The 17,237-nt window shown below is 46.4% G+C and carries 17 protein-coding genes and 1 pseudogene; 11 read left to right on the top strand and 7 right to left on the bottom strand.

Translation table 11 applies throughout. The annotated features are described in order from the left end of the window. The first annotated feature begins 14 nt into the window (after positions 1-14). Positions 15-980, top strand: a complete 966-nt coding sequence (locus K8W53_RS17330) for a LysR family transcriptional regulator (RefSeq protein ID WP_000859023.1) — start codon at positions 15-17, stop codon at positions 978-980. On the opposite strand, the gene K8W53_RS17325 is transcribed toward K8W53_RS17330, so the two are convergent. Continuing rightward, positions 925-1,197, bottom strand: coding sequence for a hypothetical protein (locus K8W53_RS17325; protein WP_001675688.1), 273 nt, complete (start codon positions 1,195-1,197; stop codon positions 925-927). The genes K8W53_RS17330 and K8W53_RS17325 overlap by 56 nt on opposite strands. Before the next feature lie 690 nt (positions 1,198-1,887). Between K8W53_RS17325 and K8W53_RS17320 the strand changes: the two genes are divergently transcribed. Next, complete coding sequence (locus tag K8W53_RS17320; protein ID WP_001647977.1) at positions 1,888-2,286, top strand: hypothetical protein; 399 nt, start codon at positions 1,888-1,890, stop codon at positions 2,284-2,286. Positions 2,287-2,333: 47 nt separating this feature from the next. On the opposite strand, the gene stbE is transcribed toward K8W53_RS17320, so the two are convergent. From stbE to K8W53_RS17295, 5 genes are all read right to left on the bottom strand, one after another. Continuing rightward, the gene (gene stbE, locus K8W53_RS17315; RefSeq protein ID WP_023224715.1) at positions 2,334-3,092 is read right to left on the bottom strand and encodes a fimbrial biogenesis chaperone StbE; all 759 of its coding nucleotides are present in this window, start codon (positions 3,090-3,092) and stop codon (positions 2,334-2,336) included. Further along, the gene (stbD, locus tag K8W53_RS17310; protein ID WP_000899094.1) at positions 3,058-4,383 is read right to left on the bottom strand and encodes a fimbrial usher protein StbD; all 1,326 of its coding nucleotides are present in this window, start codon (positions 4,381-4,383) and stop codon (positions 3,058-3,060) included. Before stbD ends, stbE begins: the two co-directional genes overlap by 35 nt. 4 nt (positions 4,384-4,387) lie before the next feature. Next, positions 4,388-6,949 carry a fimbrial outer membrane usher protein gene (locus K8W53_RS17305; RefSeq protein ID WP_058654704.1) on the bottom strand — a complete coding sequence of 854 codons (2,562 nt, stop codon included), beginning with the start codon at positions 6,947-6,949 and terminating at the stop codon, positions 4,388-4,390. Beyond that, a complete protein-coding gene (gene stbB, locus K8W53_RS17300) occupies positions 6,933-7,694 on the bottom strand; it encodes a fimbrial biogenesis chaperone StbB (protein ID WP_000781495.1) in 762 nt (253 codons plus the stop codon). The genes K8W53_RS17305 and stbB overlap by 17 nt, the downstream gene beginning before the upstream one ends. A 61-nt stretch (positions 7,695-7,755) precedes the next feature. Continuing rightward, complete coding sequence (locus K8W53_RS17295; protein WP_000062033.1) at positions 7,756-8,292, bottom strand: fimbrial protein; 537 nt, start codon at positions 8,290-8,292, stop codon at positions 7,756-7,758. 663 nt (positions 8,293-8,955) lie between these two features. Here K8W53_RS17295 and K8W53_RS17290 point away from each other — a divergent pair. The 9 genes and pseudogenes from K8W53_RS17290 (at position 8,956) to K8W53_RS17250 (ending at position 15,706) form a co-directional block, all read left to right on the top strand. Next, positions 8,956-9,690 (top strand): winged helix-turn-helix domain-containing protein, encoded by a 735-nt coding sequence (locus K8W53_RS17290; RefSeq protein WP_001005866.1) that lies wholly within the window; start codon positions 8,956-8,958, stop codon positions 9,688-9,690. Then, a pseudogene (locus K8W53_RS17285) lies at positions 9,663-9,963 on the top strand (hypothetical protein). Before K8W53_RS17290 ends, K8W53_RS17285 begins: the two are co-directional and overlap by 28 nt. A 501-nt stretch (positions 9,964-10,464) precedes the next feature. Continuing rightward, positions 10,465-12,039 (top strand): EAL domain-containing protein, encoded by a 1,575-nt coding sequence (locus K8W53_RS17280; RefSeq protein ID WP_072106082.1) that lies wholly within the window; start codon positions 10,465-10,467, stop codon positions 12,037-12,039. A 99-nt stretch (positions 12,040-12,138) separates the two neighbouring features. Beyond that, positions 12,139-12,882 carry a transcriptional regulator gene (locus K8W53_RS17275; RefSeq protein ID WP_000081365.1) on the top strand — a complete coding sequence of 248 codons (744 nt, stop codon included), beginning with the start codon at positions 12,139-12,141 and terminating at the stop codon, positions 12,880-12,882. Then, positions 12,855-13,343, top strand: a complete 489-nt coding sequence (locus K8W53_RS17270; protein ID WP_000545426.1) for a hypothetical protein — start codon at positions 12,855-12,857, stop codon at positions 13,341-13,343. Before K8W53_RS17275 ends, K8W53_RS17270 begins: the two co-directional genes overlap by 28 nt. A gap of 401 nt (positions 13,344-13,744) precedes the next feature. Further along, the gene (locus K8W53_RS17265) at positions 13,745-14,269 is read left to right on the top strand and encodes an Ail/Lom family outer membrane beta-barrel protein (protein ID WP_000830237.1); all 525 of its coding nucleotides are present in this window, start codon (positions 13,745-13,747) and stop codon (positions 14,267-14,269) included. Between the two features lie 143 nt (positions 14,270-14,412). Further along, positions 14,413-15,054 (top strand): helix-turn-helix transcriptional regulator, encoded by a 642-nt coding sequence (locus tag K8W53_RS17260; protein ID WP_052939569.1) that lies wholly within the window; start codon positions 14,413-14,415, stop codon positions 15,052-15,054. A gap of 10 nt (positions 15,055-15,064) precedes the next feature. Continuing rightward, entirely contained in the window at positions 15,065-15,289 is a 225-nt protein-coding gene (locus K8W53_RS17255; RefSeq protein ID WP_000737124.1) for a membrane protein, read from the top strand. Between the two features lie 57 nt (positions 15,290-15,346). Then, entirely contained in the window at positions 15,347-15,706 is a 360-nt protein-coding gene (locus tag K8W53_RS17250; protein ID WP_000722978.1) for a DUF4156 domain-containing protein, read from the top strand. 69 nt (positions 15,707-15,775) lie between these two features. Here the strand turns inward: K8W53_RS17250 and mdsC are convergent, their stop codons facing one another. Then, the gene (gene mdsC / locus K8W53_RS17245) at positions 15,776-17,233 is read right to left on the bottom strand and encodes a multidrug efflux transporter outer membrane subunit MdsC (protein ID WP_023224709.1); all 1,458 of its coding nucleotides are present in this window, start codon (positions 17,231-17,233) and stop codon (positions 15,776-15,778) included. Between the last annotated feature and the right edge of the window lie 4 nt (positions 17,234-17,237).

The raw sequence follows: 17,237 nt of genomic DNA, 5'->3' as shown, positions 1-17,237 counted from the left end.
TTCGCACTGATGCTATGAAAACGACACCTGTAGGAAAAAAACATCGCCAGCCCCTTGAGGGCTGGCCTTCTGTTGAAGATCTTTTCGTTTTTGTCACCGTTGCTCGCAACGGTGGATTTGCCCGGGCAGCGCTGGAGCTGGGGTTATCTCCCTCCTATATCAGCAAACGTATCGCTATCCTTGAAAAATGTCTCAACGCCCGGCTTTTTTTTCGAAATAACAGAGTGATGCGTCTCACACCGGAAGGCGAAAATGCGCTGGGTGGGGCTATGCAGGTCGTCAGTGAAATGGATGGTTTTGTCAGTCGTTTGGATAATCAACGTGGTGTGTTGGCTGGTAATATCACCATCAACTGCTCATTTGGTTTTGGGCATAAATATGTCGCAGAGGCGCTGTCGTCATTTATGATCGCCTATCCTGATATTACGGTAAAACTCACGCTAACGGATCGTGAAGTGGATCTGGTGGAAGAGGGGATCGATATTGAAATTCGCGTTGGGGATGATATCAACGAATTGTATATCGCACGGCAGTTAGCCACTAATCGACGGATCCTGTGTGCTTCCCCTGAATACCTCGAACGCCACGGCAAGCCAGAGTCTGTTAGTGCGCTTGTGCAGCACGATTGCCTAATGATTCAGGAAAAAAACTCGGCATTTGGCAATTGGATATTAACGGACGGTAAGCAGCAGACACATTGCCGACTAAACGGTTTTCATTCTTCCAACAGCGGCAGTGTGGTGCTTATTTGGGCCTTGAAAGGCCATGGCATTACATTGCGGTCGGAATGGGATGTTGCGCAGTATATTGAACGAGGTGAGCTGGTTCGCGTGTTGCCTCAGTGGTATCAGGAAGCGAATATCTGGGCTGTATATACCCGGCGTTCATCAAGTTCTGATCGTATCAAAATCTGCATCGATTTCCTCACGGAGCATCTTGCACAATGCTTGCCAGGCGGTAAAGCACCGGGCGTACTGTGATCAGTCGGCGCCAACTGTCGTGGCGCCAGATGCTCTGACTTACGTTTACTGTTAGGTGTTCTTTTTGCCAGCACCCAGTAGCTTTTAGGGCGTTGCGTTGGTGGCGCGGTTTTGTTTCCGCTATCGTGGCAAAGTTATCTTTTATCCCACCACGAGGCCCAACCTCCACATAGATACCTCCATTATTACCGGATTTCTCACCTGGTTTTAACGTCATATTTTATCTCCTGATTTTTGGGTGACGATTATCGGAGGTTGAGAATTCTATTGGTATCGGCTGGATGGCATTGTAAGTATCACACACTCACTCCATAACAATCAGATTGATTGAGCGACTACTTTAGCTCAATAGATATGTGTTCATCTTAAGCGTATTATCGCAGGTTGGTAATTAAAATTCTTTAAAAAACAATACCATCTATCAATTCAATATGCTGATTTTTCGAGGTTTTCTCAAATTTAGTTATGCTTATGTAATGCTACCTAACTGACTAAAAGTAATGCTCTTTTCACACAAAAGCCTTAACAGAGGAAACGCAATATTACGTGACTTAATGCCTCTGCTCATTCTCATTAGTTATACCAATGTAATGTTTTCTCACAGCAAAAGAGAAGTAGCTACCTGTGCAGCATTATAGGCGGAAAATCCATTGGGGGTATCACCAAAGATGAAATAGAAAATTAATATTATTAATTAAATGAATATGAAACAGGTATTGTTCCTGTTATCGTTACAACCTTTTCTGTCATAACAATCTTCTCATTTTCTTTCTCGCGTACTTGTTTAGCATGGTATAGATGTCTATGAGGACGTCAGTCCGCAAAGCATTCGTTCTGCATGGTATGCCTTTCGCTATTCTCAGGGGTGTGAAATGAAAGTTTTCTTTGACGGAGTCTATATAAAAATATGAAATTGATAATAATTCTCCTTCTCGCGCTATTCCCGTTATGTTCATCTGCCAGCAATCATTATGCCCTTGTTTTTGAAAATAACACGATACTGCTTGTTTTAAATCTTAAATGTTCCCCCTGTGATTTAAACTGCGCAAATATTCAATATCAGCTTTTCAATAAAGAGACGGAGTCTGTTATTTCAGGGGTTGCTAAGCCTGTGACAACGGGCATCGAAAATAATTTTCGCGGTTATATGATGCGTAATAATAATACGTCCTACACATTAATTGAATCAGATAATGAAAACGTATGGGATATGTCTGTTGAGGAGAAGGGAACTCAACAGAACAAAGATGCCGTGCAAAAAGTAAAATATCAGCTTAATGCTATTTTTGACAATGGTACATGCTGAATTCTGGCCTGTCTCAGGGATACGATCGTATCCCTGAATATTTCCCATCAAAACTCAGCAATAAAATTACTCTCACTAATATATTTTTCCAGTATGGCGGTATATTGTCGCCAGTTCCCGGAGTCGTTGATTACTGCATAATTTATCGATGCTCCCGGCGTTGGCGAGCGTGTTAGCGGCACATCAAGTGCTGTTTTCGGCGCAACCATGATATCGCCGATACTTTTCTTGTTATCCATCGTTAACGTTAAACTCATATACCACGAGGTGGGGTTAACTATCCGTATAGTATTCTCTTTAGCAATAAAGCGTAATTTTTTCTCCTCCGCTTCCGTTGGCGCTTTTAATCCGGTCGGGCGAATTAAAATTTTTAGCCGCAAACGAAGCGGTAATACCAGTTTTCGCGGGTGGTTTTTAATGTCCTGGGTGACTGGCGGTATCTGATAAATGTTTAGCCAGAAGAGACTCTCCCGGTCCGTTGCAAGCTGCTGGCGGGAACTCAGGAGCAGGCGAAGCGTTCTCAGTTCCCCTGGCTGCATTTTAAATACCGGCGGCAGCGCCACCAGCGGCGTTTTGCTGTTATCCGGAGAGGCGTCAATGTTTCCTGCGTCGGTCCATACCTGTAACAGCATCGGCGTTGTATTATCGTTGGATAATGTCAACGATTGAGCGATATCATCTGAAGCAAAAATAATTCGGGTTCTGTCAATATTAACGGCGGCTTGTGCCGGGCCATACCATCCCGTCAACCCAAGTAGCGTTAATATGACTTTACTGAAAACTAACCACTGCCTGTAATTGCGCATTCACGCTTCCTGCCGTTACTGTTTGTCCGCCGATCGCCTCAAGCGAGGCAGTAAAATCACCGCTGTAGGTTTCTACTGAACCGGATGATACCCGTGTAGTTAAATCTTTATAGCCATACCAGCCTCGGGCGTTGCCAGTGCCTGTCTTGATCCGATCGGGTAACAGGTTAATCGGCGTACCGGCATCGTTATAGATGCGGATACCCACTCCGGAGGCTACGCCAGGTTCGCCATAATGGGTGTCCAGTAGCCACGACAGACCGCCTGCGGATGTGGTTAGCCCCAGGCGACGCGCCGCCGCCACGGCGGTGGGTTGATTAACGACAAACCCCATTGCGACATTAGCGGCGCTGGTGGACGGGAGGGCACTGGACACGGCACCGGACTCACATTCCAGGCTGACGTGGAAAGGCGCCTGGCTATTGCCTCCGGCGGCTAATATGCCGACGGCGACAGGGGGAATTTTCACGATCGCAGGATAATCTGTGATTTTACATAACGCGCCGCGAACATAGGTGACGCTATTATATGTACTCCATGCCCCGGGCCAATAGCCGGGCCAGCCATAATAATCGCTGGCATGATCCAGTCCCGCTTGGATCCGCTCGGTAATCAAGCCTGGGCCTTTAAAGGCGATATAACCCCGAGGCTGCGTCCAGGTATCTCGGTCCATTGGATTCTGGTAGGCAAAATATTTTCTTGAGTCAATTTTAAACATCTCATATAACACGTTGCTAAACGCGCTGGCAGGAATATAAATATATTTGTCATCCTGAAACCAACTATCTGCGGTAAGTTGGCGTTCTTTCCAGAAACGGCTGTAATATTCGCCGGTACTGAGGTTTGTCATACGGACAGCAACATTACGCTCCACATCATAATAGGCGCCTTCTACTTCGGGAGTAAAAAATGCCCCCGCAAAAGCGCTATCGCCATTTGTCGAATACATCTCATAGAGCTTCCCGGCATCGGCGGTATCGCAGCGGTAAAGTACCTGTTTACTGGAATAGGGCGTGCCGGTGGCGGCCGTCAGGAAGTTACCGATCCCACTGGCCAATAATGTGCCGGAGGGTTGAAATGTTTCACTATTACTGATGCTAATCACCGTTGGCAAACCGATATTACCGGTATTCGTGTCAGTTGCGCCGATCCAGTTTTGCGCCGTGTAGCCCGCTTTTATCGCCGCGTCAGAGAGCGCGCTCTTATCGGTGACTTTGATACATGACGACCATGTTCCGGCGCTGACGAACAGGCTGGTGATAAACAATAGCGTTCGGAAACTAAAAAGCATTGTGCTATTCCTTCTCGCAGATTTTGTTCAGATAGAGAAACGGTTCTTTGGTGTGAAGATCGAGTTGGTAGGCAACCCGGCAACGCTGGTTTGCTTCTTTTCCCCAGCGCACCAGTAGAGAACCCGACGGATGGGCGATACGGGCATAAATCTGCCCACTCTGGCCGACCATGCCGATGTTTGTGCCTTCACCGTTGAAAACATCAGCGCCCATTGGCGGTATGCCGCCATCCGGCATCTTCACGGAGATCAGCACTGCTTTGCCGCTGATAGTGGCGAAATTGACACGCGCGATGGCGCCGGCATAGGGCACAATCTGCTGACTTCCTCCCGTCAGTTCGGCATCGCTGCGCATCTTACGGGTATCGAGCGTAACGTTATTGACGCGGTAAGGAGATAACGAAGGCAGAATGGCGTAACCAAAGCGATCAACCACAGCGCCCTGGCCATTTTGTACGATCGCGCCCTGCGCGCCATCGGCATGAATAAGCGCAAAGGTATCGCTGGTATAGGGGCCAGCCGTCAGACCTCCAGAGTGAAGTACTAGGGTGCCGGACGCGCCCAGCCCTTCCTGACGATAGTTATCACCCTGGTCATAGTTGGCGCGAAGTGCGCCAAACCGGGTGTTCTGTTGTAGATTACCGCCAAACGTCGTTGGCGCGCTGCTATCGCTATTACTATTGCGATAACGCTCGTAGCCGCCATAAACCGACCATGACAGGTCGCTGTTTTCACCGCTACTGCCGGTCATGGATACGGTTGAGGAATGGCTTTGACTGGACTGGTTATAATTCATGGCGACAGACGTTCTGTTTTCGCCCCAATCCAGCGGTATAGAGACATTAAACGACATTGTGGTTTCGGTATATTTTTGTCGGCTACTCACGTCCAGTGGTTCGTTAACGCCGTGATAAAAGCGATCGTAATCCCAGGTGGTGCGCTGTCGTGCGATATTCACCCCGTAGCTTATATTCCGCCACTGGTTGCTATACCCCATTTGTAGCTGTGTTATACGCGATTGGTTATTGTAGTAGTCTGCGGTGCTGGCGCTGAGGTTAAGCGTACCAAGCCGTCCTAACGGCTGGCTTACCGTCGCGGACAGGCGATTGCGCTGATGCAGCGTGTCGGAGTAGTAATCAATCCCCGTTTTTGCTTCCCGGCGTACGCCGAGCACGTCCTGAAGATCGCGAAAGCCGTTGGTTGAATAACGATAAGCCGCCAGTACCAGGTTAGTGCCGGTGGTAAACGTTTTGCTGTAACTGAGTTCCGCGCGCCAGCCTTGCTGGCGATCGTTATGCTCTGCGCGCGCATTCGACCAGGTGGCGTTAAGGCCGAACGCGCCCATACCGGTGGCCCAGACGCCGCCCGCCAGCCATGCCTGGTAACGCTGCGCAATTCGTGAACCGAGGTTGAGGGTAATGGTGTTATTAACGCCGTGCTGGAACGTTCCCTCAAAGAAACGATTTTCAATATCGTAGTACTGACGAACCCTGCCGAAGGCCAGCGAATAGTGCCAGTTACCGGGACGTACCGAATCCGGCACGGAAGAATAAGGCACGGTGAAACGTGAGGTTTTACCGCTGACCTCGATAACCTCTACCTCCAGATCGCCTTGATAACGGGTGTTGTACAGATCGTCAATATAAAATGGGCCCGGCGGAACGTTGGTTTCATAAATCACTTTCCCCAGTTGTTTTACTACCACGTGCGCGCTACTGGCCGCTACGCCCCGAACTTCCGGCGCATAACCGCGTTTGCCCTGCGGGCGCATCCGCTCGTCGGTGACAAGTTTAGCACCGTTAAAAGACAGACTGCCGAATAAGCTGGAGTCCGTATAGCTATCGCCCAGCGACAGAATACTGTTAATAGACGCGACAGGTCTTTGCACCCAGGTTCGAACGCTATTATAGCGCCAGGCGCTTCCGCTCTGGTTGCTATTGGCATAGCGCAGATTACTTTGATGACGGACCTGCCAAAGTCCGAGGTTAACGCCCATGTTTAAACCGCTCCATAAGTATTGGTAGCGATAATGGCTGTCGGTATTTTCGGTGTGGGTCCAGTTTGTGTTATGGCGTAAAAACAGCGCCAGCGCGCCGCTATCCCACTCTGAAGGGGAGATATAACCGCGCGGTTTGTGCGTAAGTTCGGTCATTGGAATCGTCAGCAACAGGCGAAGCGTGGCGCTATCAAATTGCCAGCCGGCATGAGGCCCCCACTCCCTGAGCGGGCGACACTTGGTCGCAGCGTCGGTCGCGGGGAGTGATTTTATCTGTGCTGCTTTCATCACCGATAAGGGCAGGCAGGGTTCAGTCTGTTGACCCTCTTTTACAGCATTAAATCGAATATTAGTGCTCGAGGTTACCAGCGTGCCATTAACGTAAACGTCGGCAAGATAGTCTCCGGAAGGCGTTTGCTGTTCATTAAAACGGGCAATATTTTGTCCGTAAGTGGCCCCCTGAAGTAGCGCAGGATCAAAATAATACTCTTCACCCTGCGCGGAGCCTGAGCAAACTATGGCGATCAATAGCGCAAGGCTTTTGCGGTTCAAATTAATGGTGGGGGACATCGTAGCTCTCGCTTATCCTTGCGCCCAGGTCGTTAACCAAAGTAACGGTGACTGTACCGGAGAAGGATTTGAGTGACCGTTTGCCCGGCAGCCACCAGGTTTGACTGGAGAAAGGGGCAATCATGTCAGCATCCAGGTTATACGAAGCGCCGTTCACTTTTACATTCAGGTTACTTAAAGAGGCAAACCAGGGCTGCGGATTAACAATAACAATACCGCTTTTTCCGGAACCCTTATTTACCGTTTTAATCTGTAATTTTTTCGCCAGACTATCAGGTTTACCTAGCCCGTCAGGACGATAGAAAAGTTTTATTCTTGAGCGCAGCATCACCAACATTTTATTTTGCCCGCTGTCGCTGCCAATATTCGTTGGTGGTACCTGTAATACGTTAAACCAGAATACTGACTCACGATCCTGCGGCAATTTTTTCGTGTTGTTATAAATTACGCGTACCACCTGGCCTGCTTTGGGTTGAATACGAAATACCGGCGGCGTGGCAATGAACGGCATCGCGCTGCTATTTTCCGGGCTGGTATTCATATCGCCATCGTCAAACCAGGTTTGTACGATATAAGGTATTGCATCATTATTTTTTAACTGCACATCTACGGAGGAGGCTGTTGATGGGTAAATTATTCGGCTACCCAAAATAGTAACGCTCGCCCACGATGCTGTGGCGGGTAGGGCCAGCAATAGAAAAACTATTAAGTAATATAATGCGGAATGTCGGGTATCCATTTTCATCTCAACAACTCCCTGACGATTGAAAATGGTCTGGCGTTTCAACGCCAGACCGTAGCGACAATTATTTATACGAAACGGCGTATTGAAGGGTGGCAGCGACTGTCCCAGCCTCTGCTTTCCCGGTAGAGTAATACCGCGCGGTATAAGTCGCGCTCGCTTCAGAAGCATTTGGTTCCAGCTGTAGGTCGCCGTCGCCAGTAAAGCCGCCGGTCAGATTGATTGGCTCCCCTGAAGTGTCGAGTAATTGGACTTCAACATTTTTCGCGCTGCCAGTATTACCCAGGTTACCGTTACTGGTGACCTGATTACCGACAAAGACAGTGGAAATTTTTGTTGTTTTGTCCTTAGAGCCGGTACACCCGGACAGCCCAATATCAAACGTTATTGGCCCCGCAGTTTTCCCTTGTTCTGATAAATCTTTAGTACTTACTGTTGGCAATAACACGACGGGTTTAGCCTGATTACCATTAATCACGACAGAGCATGTTTCATCAGAGACTTCCCCTTGAAAGGTGATGGTGTTATCAGAAACAGCCATCGCGCTGCTGGAGACAAGAAGCGAGCCTGTGATCATTGCTAAATACTTTTTCATAGACATATGATAATGTTCCTGTATTAATCTTTACTTTTTCAGGACGAGTGCAATTCGCCCGAATGTTTCGTGCTTATGGAGGAGTGGTAAAAATAACGATCATTAACTCTATTTTTGGATGTGAGCTATACCCTCCTGACTATTGATAATGCGATATAAAACAAACAGACTTATTTCTCTTATCATGAAATAGAGCGATAAGCGCTTTCGTCCATGCATCTCATTAGTACAACTGATAGTGTTATCATTTAATTGAGTGTAATCCGATAACAATTCTCTCCGCGTCTGAATAGATAGACTATGTTGCAATACAAACCTGCACATTTTTGCTATGTAAAATCCGCATCAGTTAAACCTCCCGATGGATAATACGATGGTGAGATTAAGGTAAATTTTCTGAAATGTGCTTCTGAAACAGTATAATTAGTCTTACTTTTTTCTTACTTTTGGCCTTTCAGAAGTTTCCTGAGTTTGCGTTAAGGTAAAGAAAAGTGTTCAGATTTACCTATAACTGTTTGATTTGTAATGTGCAGGTAATACTTGTGTCAATTATTGTTTACTATAAGTGAGACTTATAAGTTAAACTCAGGTTAATTAGGGGGCTGAATTCTTTTTTGAGCATGATAATATGTCGTCTGAATGATGGATGCAGTTACCTTTAGGATTGTCATGAATGAAAGCATATTTTTACTTGATAAGCGTGTTGTATTTGATAGTACGAAGATGACCTTATCGCATGGTAATGAGATAATCAGAATATCAGAAGCTGAGACCCATCTGCTTCTTGCTTTTTGGCATGGTCTTTACAAAAAAGAAGATATTATTCATTTTGTTTGGGAAAATCGTGGAGGCTGCGTCTCAGAATCAAGTTACTATAAACTCATTAATCAAATGAGAAATGATTTTAGTAGCATCGGTCTACAGTCATCTGACATCGTAACTCGCCCTCGGGTGGGGGTGTCGCTGTCTGTTGCCATTGAACCTATAAAAAAAATCACCTCCCTAAAGGTGAGTGATGAAAACGTTAAAGGCACCCCGACTCGGGAGAATATATTTTACAAAATTAAACGTCACAGCGTATTTGTGGTATTAACAGGAGCCATTCTTCTGGCATTGCTCTATGGTGTATTTACTATCTATAAAGCGCCTGTTCGTAACAGCCCTGATAGTTTTTTTACATATCTTGGCGAATATAACGATTATGCAATCTATAAAACAAAAGAGGATAAGGTCACATTAAGTGAAGTAGTTTTTGCTTTTAACTCTCTAAAAATTAAAATTTACCGGCAAAATGGACGCCATCTTTATTATATCAGGGAGCCTAATATGAATATTTTTCTGCAATGCTTAAATCCTGTTGAAATGGCGGTGCCAAAATGTATTACAGTAAAAGAACGTTACTGATTATATTTGTAATATTTATCGCCATTGTCGCAATCGGATCGGTAATAGCGCTTGAGTGGGTAAATCGTGACTCTTATAGAACCAATAATCTTATATGCACGACAAAATCAGAAGCGTATATTGAACCACGAAAATTGTACATGGATGGTGGACTTGTGCTGGATCTTAAATCCGGCAGGATTACCCTACACTACGATGTTACTACCGATACGAAAGAGAAACGGCTTTTTTTTCGTGATATCTGCATCAGCAAACTGCGCAGAACGGGTATGAAAACATTTACTTTTAAAGTCAATTCAGTTAAGACTTTTGAGTCTGATACTGCTGGCGATTTGTTTTCCTGGTTGAGACTGTTACAGCCTGGTACGATTAATGAGTTAAAGATGGTCAAAATTGGGAAAAATACCTACATGTTTTCGCTTAATCGACATTTGTATAATGTGTGTACCACCAGTAGTAACGTTGAGTTGTAGCTAATAATCCCTGTATTGATGGGAATTCGTTCCGTGATGGTTATGCCTCATCAGGCAGCGAACCTGGTATCAGGCTAACATATTGAATTTAGATATCTGCTATCGCTTATTTTAACGATAGTATCCTGCCCCTGTTGGGTATTGATATTTTCTTGTCTATTTTCGGCACAGGGAGTGCCATCTTGCTATCATTAAGAACGTATAACCTATCTCTCAATATTGCTTTTCTATATTAATGTTACTTTAGTTAACTTATAAAAGCGTACCGTGGCAAAAGGAAGGCCGGTAAGAGGGCAATGATTTGAAAGTAAGAAAGTTATTTCTGATGTTGTTTATTGCCGTTCCACTGATCGTAATGATATTGGTGGGGTTACTCGCGGGTATCTTCCAGCTAAAACGAGATATCGCCGTCAGCGCCAATACGCTGCTGCGGTTTAGCGCGGATATATCTGCCGCCTCCTGGCAAGTCGCCGGAAAAGCCGCCAGACTGGCTGAGAGTTCCTGCACTGACACGCTGAAAGAACTGTCCAGAACGCGGGCCTTCACTCCTTATGTCCGTGACATTGGGTTTCTGGAAAATGGTGATATCACTTGCTCCTTTGTCACAGGAACCGAACGCTATCATTTTTCCCGGCTGGCAGGGCTTTCTTTACCTGCTTCTTATCCGGAACGGTGGTTGCGATCTATCGGTAGTATGGCCGAAGGACCCGATCGCCTTGTTGTGGTGTATGTGAAAAAAGTAGCAGCGAATAAAGCGGCTTTCGTCATCGTGGATTCGCAGTATGTCCAGGAGCTCATGGAGATATTGGCTGCAGAGAGAGCATCAGCCTTTAGCCTGACATTCGGCACAGGGGAGGCGATTACCAGCGCTGCGACGTTGCGCGGTAAGGCGTTTTTAACGCAGCGCTTCACCTCAACCGATCACACTATCCAGCTGATGGTGCGAACCCCCTTCTCAACGTTATCGGCATACTGGTTACAAAACCTTTTTATTTTTGTTCCGCTGTCATTGTGTCTTTCTGTAGGGATGATGTTGTTCTACAGGCGCTGGTATTTAAAACGTTTATCTCTGGCCCGGGAGATTGCCAGGGGGATAACGCATAATGAGTTTACGGTACATTATCAGCCTGTTTTTAATGTTAAACACGGTAGTTGCGGCGGCGTGGAGGCGCTAATGCGCTGGCCGCAACCGGATGGCCGTTTTATAACCCCGGATATTTTTATTACCGCCGCAGAAAATGAAGGCATGATTATTCCTCTCTCTCGTCATCTGTTCGAACTGATTGCTCATGACGCGATAAACTGGACTGTACCGGATGATTTCTATATCAGCGTAAATATATCGCCTGCGCATCTTATGGATGACGGTTTTATACAAGATATAGAGGCGCTCAGGACTCGTTTGGGAACGATAACGCTTATGTTGGAGCTCACCGAGCGTAGCCTGATTGTAGAACCTTCACAGGTCGCAGAAAAACTTTCAACGCTCCGTGAAAAAGGCGTGTTAATAGCGATTGATGATTTTGGGACCGGCTATTGCTCACTCTCCTATCTCCAGCAATTACCTGTAGACTCTCTTAAAATAGACAGAACGTTTATCGATACCATTGATACCAGCAGCGATGATGTTCCTGTCCTGGATACTATCATTACGCTGAGTCAGCGACTGGGGCTCAATGTGGTTGCCGAAGGGGTCAGTACCCAGCACCAATTGCGTTACATCTTAAGCCACGGGGTAGGATTCGTTCAGGGATTTCTTTATGCCAGGCCGATGGAGGCTAATGACTTTATGAGCTGGCTTGGCAAGTCAGCCCAGAGGCAAAATGGTCTGCTCAAGGGGGAAAACGAATCTGCGAGTGGCCTGGTGGCTGAATAATACAGGAGCTCGCTACGGAAAAAAATTCAATAGCGCGATATATCCTGGTAATATGTTTATGCCGTGAAGAAACGTGATAGCACTGGGGCGGATATTTTTATGAGTCAGAACAATTATCTGATTGACAAAAGAGTTATTCTTGATTGTGAACGAATGACGCTTTCCTGCGCCGGAGAGTCGATAACGATATCTGAATCGGAACGCAGTTTGCTTATCGCTTTTCATGAAGGCCTTTTTAAAAAAGATGATTTAATTAACTATGTCTGGGGTCGCAAAGGTGTCGTGGTCTCTGATGCCAGTTATTATAAACTGATTAACCAGCTACGAGGATCATTTGATAAAATTGGTCTTAAGGGGGCATCTGTTGTGACTCGCCCTCGCGTGGGTGTTTTACTCTCAGTTTCCATTGAACCGTTGAGTGATGAGGCGCAAAATACGCCGTTGCCTGCTGTTGCTGAAACAGAATTATCGACGGTTGAAGTGCGACGCGATGACACTATTATCCCCCCAATACCGGGCGCTGTGAATAAAAAAGATTGGCTCTACTTTTGCCTGGCCGCGCTTCTGATGTTTTTTATGATGTATAAAGTTAAGGGTGAAAATATTGATTACTTTACCCTCCAGGGTTCGTATGATGGATACACTTTTTATAGTGTCGGGCATGATAAAACCCATCTGACGGATATCGTTGAAGCGTACTCTGAGATGAGTAATGAAATACATAAACAAAACGGAAAAATCATTTATTACATTCGCGTTCCTAATACAAATATTTTTGTCCAGTGTCTTAACCAACTTGATATAGCGGAGCCGAAATGCATTTCCATAAAAGAACGTTATTAAGCGTGGCGACGCTTGGTATGTTGGCTGTTTCAGTCGTACTGATGGTAGTTTGGGTACGAAACAGTAGCCATAGTTCTATTAATACTAATGAATTTTTATGTACGACAAGAACAGTAACGACGATACAGCCTAAAGATATCCATGCCGATGGCAGTCTTGTTCTTGATTTTAAGATGAAGAGAATTACGCTTCAATATGAAATAAAAACAAAAGATAACGGTGTAAAAATATTATACCGGGACGTGTATATGAAAAATTTACATCGAACAGCGCCTGGTGTTTATACGTTCGAAGTATCCCAGGTAAAAGTCTTTGCCACGGACACGGCTGGCGATCTGTTATCATATTTACGGGTTCTGCATCCGGAAGCGGCTAATGAGATTCGAATATCTAAAGTGGGTGAGAAAACCTTTTTTTATTCTCTTAATCGGCAGCTTTATAACGTTTGTACCGCGCAGTAGATCTGAATGTTGTCTGAATGTGTCAGAAAGCGAGTTGCGAAATTGCCCTCCGCAAGGGTAAAGGTTAACTCGAACACCAGTTAAAGAGCATTAAAAACAATGAGTTATGAATTTTTTACTCTTCATGGAGGTAACTGATACTCGCTGATAACCTCTCGCAGTCCGCCTGACGGATGCGATGCCAGGATCGGGTCTGAAGCAACTATGAATCCGCCATTAATAAAAAAGTAAGAACTCTGTAAGACTGATTTCATATCCATTATCGAATATATCAGGTTATATTACCTCCGCAGCTGGCATGACTGGTAATAAGCGCATTAGGTGTTCTTAATCTAAATGCTATTTGTGTGCCATAAGTTCCGGTACCGCCTTAATTATATATCAAAAATGGAGTGGTTTTAATGAAAAGACGGTCTTCGTTCCTTGTTTTTTTAGGTTTATTATTAGCGTCACCTTTAGCTTTGGCTAACGATCAGCACACCGTATCGTTTGGTTATGCACAAACTCATCTCAGTTCATTGAAAAATAGCGATAGCAAAGATCTGCGAGGCTTTAATTTTAAATATCGTTACGAGTTCAATGAGACCTGGGGGATGTTAGGCTCATTCACCGCGACGCGCAATGAAATGGAGAACTACACCTGGAAAGAGGGGAAATTGCATAAAAATGGTTCCGATTCTGTAGACTACGGTTCTTTGATGTTTGGACCAACATATCGTTTTAATGACTATGTGAGCCTGTACGGCAATGCGGGTATAGCGACGATGAAATTTAATAAACACTCAAAAGAAGACTCCTTTGCCTACGGCGCTGGCGTAATATTTAATCCAGTTAAGAGTATATCTATCGATGCATCATGGGAAGCCAGTCGTTTCTTCGCTGTGGATACCAATACATTTGGTGTCAGCGTAGGTTATCGCTTCTGACATTAAAAGTATAAGCGTTACGTTTATGGCAAGGAATTAAAAATAATATGGCGCTGCTACAGAATAGGGATGGTTATGAGCGCTCAGGTAATCTTAAGAGGAAGATAAAACACTCACCGTAGCGTTATTCTATTGATGAAATTATGATAAATTCACTATCGGAACAACTTCCGTTAAAAACGATAGGTATAGTTTTAACGGATGATTATTATACTTATTTAGGCATCGCTTCACTCTTTGAGGATGGGAAGTGCTTTATGTTCCCACTCAATGGAGAATATAATTCGTGTCAGATATCAGCTAGCGAAGATATCATAATTATTATTGATGGACGAGTTTTGATTCAGGGGGTCTGGAAAGGTTTTAAGGCGCTCATGCAGCATTATCCACATGCTCGTCGAATCTGGCTCACGCGCAGAGATATTGGAAAACTTTATCCACATGGCTGCGATAGAGATCCTGATATCGATCCCGATTTGGCAAAGCCTGTTTTTATTGAGCATTTGATTAAATACGCTTGTGCAAACGAAGTAGCGGTCGGTGAACTTGCGCCGTTGACAAAAAAGGAGGAGGAGTTGTTATGGCACTTTTTATATAAAAAGTCGATGAGTCAGATCGCCAGTAGCTATGGCATGAGTCGTAAGACTTTGTACATTCATAGATTGCGTATCTGTCGTAAATATGGCTTCAAACGCTTTTTCCATTTGCTATTTATTTACCAAAGAAGTCGCCATATCTTCGCATCTAAAATTTGCCGTGTAGACAAAAACGCCGATCAGGCTTGAAGCAAACAAGATGAAAAAGTTAACGATGAGAGAGTGTGAAAGCATCAATCCTACTTTGCTGCTTGCCATTAAGATACTTATCTCGGCGCTTGACGAAAAAACAAAAATAAGACTCAGAGAGCATATTGAAAAAACTGAACAAGAAATAGCCTCAAGCATACATGATAGCATCATGACAGAGACTTTTCTTCAGCAAATGAAAGACATTCGTTACATCTTAAATATAGTTCCTTGACGGCGTTCAGAAGCAAGAACGCGTTATTATTTAATGATTAATAGACCAGGTATTAGTATGAAAAAGATCTTAGTATGTTTCGTCGGCTTGGCTTTAACCGCATGTAGCGCTAATTCGTTGAATTATGGCGCTGAACAGGTACGGGTGATGACCAGCGAGCCAGGTAAGGAATGCAGCTACTTAGGGGATATCACGGGCAGCCAGGGGAATTTCTTTACCGGTGGCTGGACTTCCAACAGTAACCTGGAAACGGGTGCCCGTAACGATCTGAAAAACAAAGCTTATAAAATGGGCGGAAATACGGTAGTCCTGTTAACCCAGCGTGCAGGCCAGACAGGAAGTTCATGGCACGGTTCGGGCTCAAGCAAACAAACGAATGTCACGTTAAGCGGGAACGTTTATCGTTGCCCTCGTTAACCTTATTTTGCAGGTAATATATGCCTGTTTAGCGCGCGCGCCGCACTGGCGACGCGCGCGCTATTTGGGCTAACCTTGCTTTTTCTCACTGTATTCCCGCCAACCGCCGCCTAATGCTTTATACAGGTTAATGATATTTAACTGTTGCATGAGACGTGTGCGTACCAGGCGCTGTTGCGCGCCATAAAGCATACGATGGGTATCAAGCAGCGTAAGGTAGTCATCGACGCCTTCCTGAAAACGGAGTCCGGCCAGCTCATAGGCGATTTGACTGGCTTCAACCGCGCGTTGTTCTGATTGCACCTGGTCACTCAGCGTACGCTGTCCCGCCAGACCATCCGCCACGTCGCGAAAGGCTTGCTGAATAACGTTTTCATACCTGGCGATTTCAATCTGTTTTTGGACATGCGCCCTATCCAGGTCAGCGCGTAATGCGCCGCCGTGAAAGAGAGGCAAGGTGATTTGCGGTAGAAAACGCCAGCTTCCCGATCCCGGTTCAAAGAGTCCGCTAAGAGACGCGCTGGCCGTTCCCGCCGTACCTGTCAGGCTGATTGTCGGGAAGAAGGCGGCGCGCGCTGCGCCTATTCGGGCGTTTGCGCCACGCAGCCTGTACTCGGCGGCGCGAATATCCGGGCGGCGTACCAGCAGATCTGACGGTAATCCGCCTGGCAATGTGGTCGGGATCGCGCCTTCCGTAAGCGTGACCGCCTCGTTTAGTCGACGCGACAGTTCAGGTGTTAGCGGCTGGCCCAACAGCAATTCCAGCGCGTTACGATCCCGCGCCAACTGTCGCGTATACGCCGCGCGATTGATTTCGGCAGAACGCAGCGCGATCTCCGCCATACGCAGATCGAGCTGTGTGGCGTTGCCTGTCCGGGCAAGCTGGGTTGTCAATGTGTATGAACTTTTTTGCGCGGCCATCGTATCTTCGGTTAAGCGCAGCAGCTCCCGGTCAGCCCGTAGCGTCAGCCAGGCGCTGGCGACTTCGGAAACCAGGCTCATTCGCGCCGCAATGTACGTCTCATCAAGCGCCATATAGGCGGCCAATGCCTGGTCGCTAAGGCTTCGCACTCGCCCCCAGAGATCCAGTTCCCAGGCCGTCGTCGCCCCAGCCATCTCGTAGCGTCGGTTAATCTCAGGCTCGTCCGTGACGCTGAGATCGGCGGGAGTGCGACCGGCGTCCATGGCGGTGGCGATGCCGAGCGTCGGCAGCATCTCCGCGCGCTGAATACGGTATAACGCCCGGGCGGCTTCAACATTGAGCCCTGCCTTGCGTAAATCCCGATTATTGCGTAACGCGATCGCGATCAGTTCCTGTAGAAGCGGATCGTGGAAGAAATCACGCCAGCCAATGTCAGCGGCATCCGGCGCGCCAGAAACGGTTGACGTTGCGTAGGGATAGACCATCGCAGTCGGCGATGCGGGGCGTTCGTGCTTCGGCGCCATCGTACAGCCAGCAAGCGTGGTGACGAAAGCAAGCGTCGCCAGCGTGGCGGTCTGCCGATAGCCTGTAAAAGTGATCTTCATTATG

It is taken from the genome of Salmonella sp. A29-2 (assembly GCF_020150755.1).
GTDB lineage: Bacteria > Pseudomonadota > Gammaproteobacteria > Enterobacterales > Enterobacteriaceae > Salmonella > Salmonella enterica.
Note: the sequence above shows the minus strand (reverse complement) of the source record. Positions and strands in the feature narration are given on the sequence as shown.

What these genes read in the sequence shown, in the direction of transcription:
- K8W53_RS17255 (WP_000737124.1), top strand. Translation starts at nt 15,065, where the DNA reads ATGAAAAAGTTAACGATGAGAGAGTGTGAAAGCATCAATCCTACTTTG.
- K8W53_RS17275 (WP_000081365.1), top strand. Translation starts at nt 12,139, where the DNA reads ATGAGTCAGAACAATTATCTGATTGACAAAAGAGTTATTCTTGATTGT.
- K8W53_RS17270 (WP_000545426.1), top strand. Translation starts at nt 12,855, where the DNA reads ATGCATTTCCATAAAAGAACGTTATTAAGCGTGGCGACGCTTGGTATG.
- K8W53_RS17305 (WP_058654704.1), bottom strand. Translation starts at nt 6,949, where the DNA reads ATGTCCCCCACCATTAATTTGAACCGCAAAAGCCTTGCGCTATTGATC.
- stbB (WP_000781495.1), bottom strand. Translation starts at nt 7,694, where the DNA reads ATGAAAATGGATACCCGACATTCCGCATTATATTACTTAATAGTTTTT.
- K8W53_RS17265 (WP_000830237.1), top strand. Translation starts at nt 13,745, where the DNA reads ATGAAAAGACGGTCTTCGTTCCTTGTTTTTTTAGGTTTATTATTAGCG.
- K8W53_RS17320 (WP_001647977.1), top strand. Translation starts at nt 1,888, where the DNA reads ATGAAATTGATAATAATTCTCCTTCTCGCGCTATTCCCGTTATGTTCA.
- K8W53_RS17250 (WP_000722978.1), top strand. Translation starts at nt 15,347, where the DNA reads ATGAAAAAGATCTTAGTATGTTTCGTCGGCTTGGCTTTAACCGCATGT.
- K8W53_RS17330 (WP_000859023.1), top strand. Translation starts at nt 15, where the DNA reads ATGAAAACGACACCTGTAGGAAAAAAACATCGCCAGCCCCTTGAGGGC.
- K8W53_RS17260 (WP_052939569.1), top strand. Translation starts at nt 14,413, where the DNA reads ATGATAAATTCACTATCGGAACAACTTCCGTTAAAAACGATAGGTATA.
- mdsC (WP_023224709.1), bottom strand. Translation starts at nt 17,233, where the DNA reads ATGAAGATCACTTTTACAGGCTATCGGCAGACCGCCACGCTGGCGACG.
- stbD (WP_000899094.1), bottom strand. Translation starts at nt 4,383, where the DNA reads ATGCTTTTTAGTTTCCGAACGCTATTGTTTATCACCAGCCTGTTCGTC.
- stbE (WP_023224715.1), bottom strand. Translation starts at nt 3,092, where the DNA reads ATGCGCAATTACAGGCAGTGGTTAGTTTTCAGTAAAGTCATATTAACG.
- K8W53_RS17290 (WP_001005866.1), top strand. Translation starts at nt 8,956, where the DNA reads ATGAATGAAAGCATATTTTTACTTGATAAGCGTGTTGTATTTGATAGT.
- K8W53_RS17325 (WP_001675688.1), bottom strand. Translation starts at nt 1,197, where the DNA reads ATGACGTTAAAACCAGGTGAGAAATCCGGTAATAATGGAGGTATCTAT.
- K8W53_RS17295 (WP_000062033.1), bottom strand. Translation starts at nt 8,292, where the DNA reads ATGTCTATGAAAAAGTATTTAGCAATGATCACAGGCTCGCTTCTTGTC.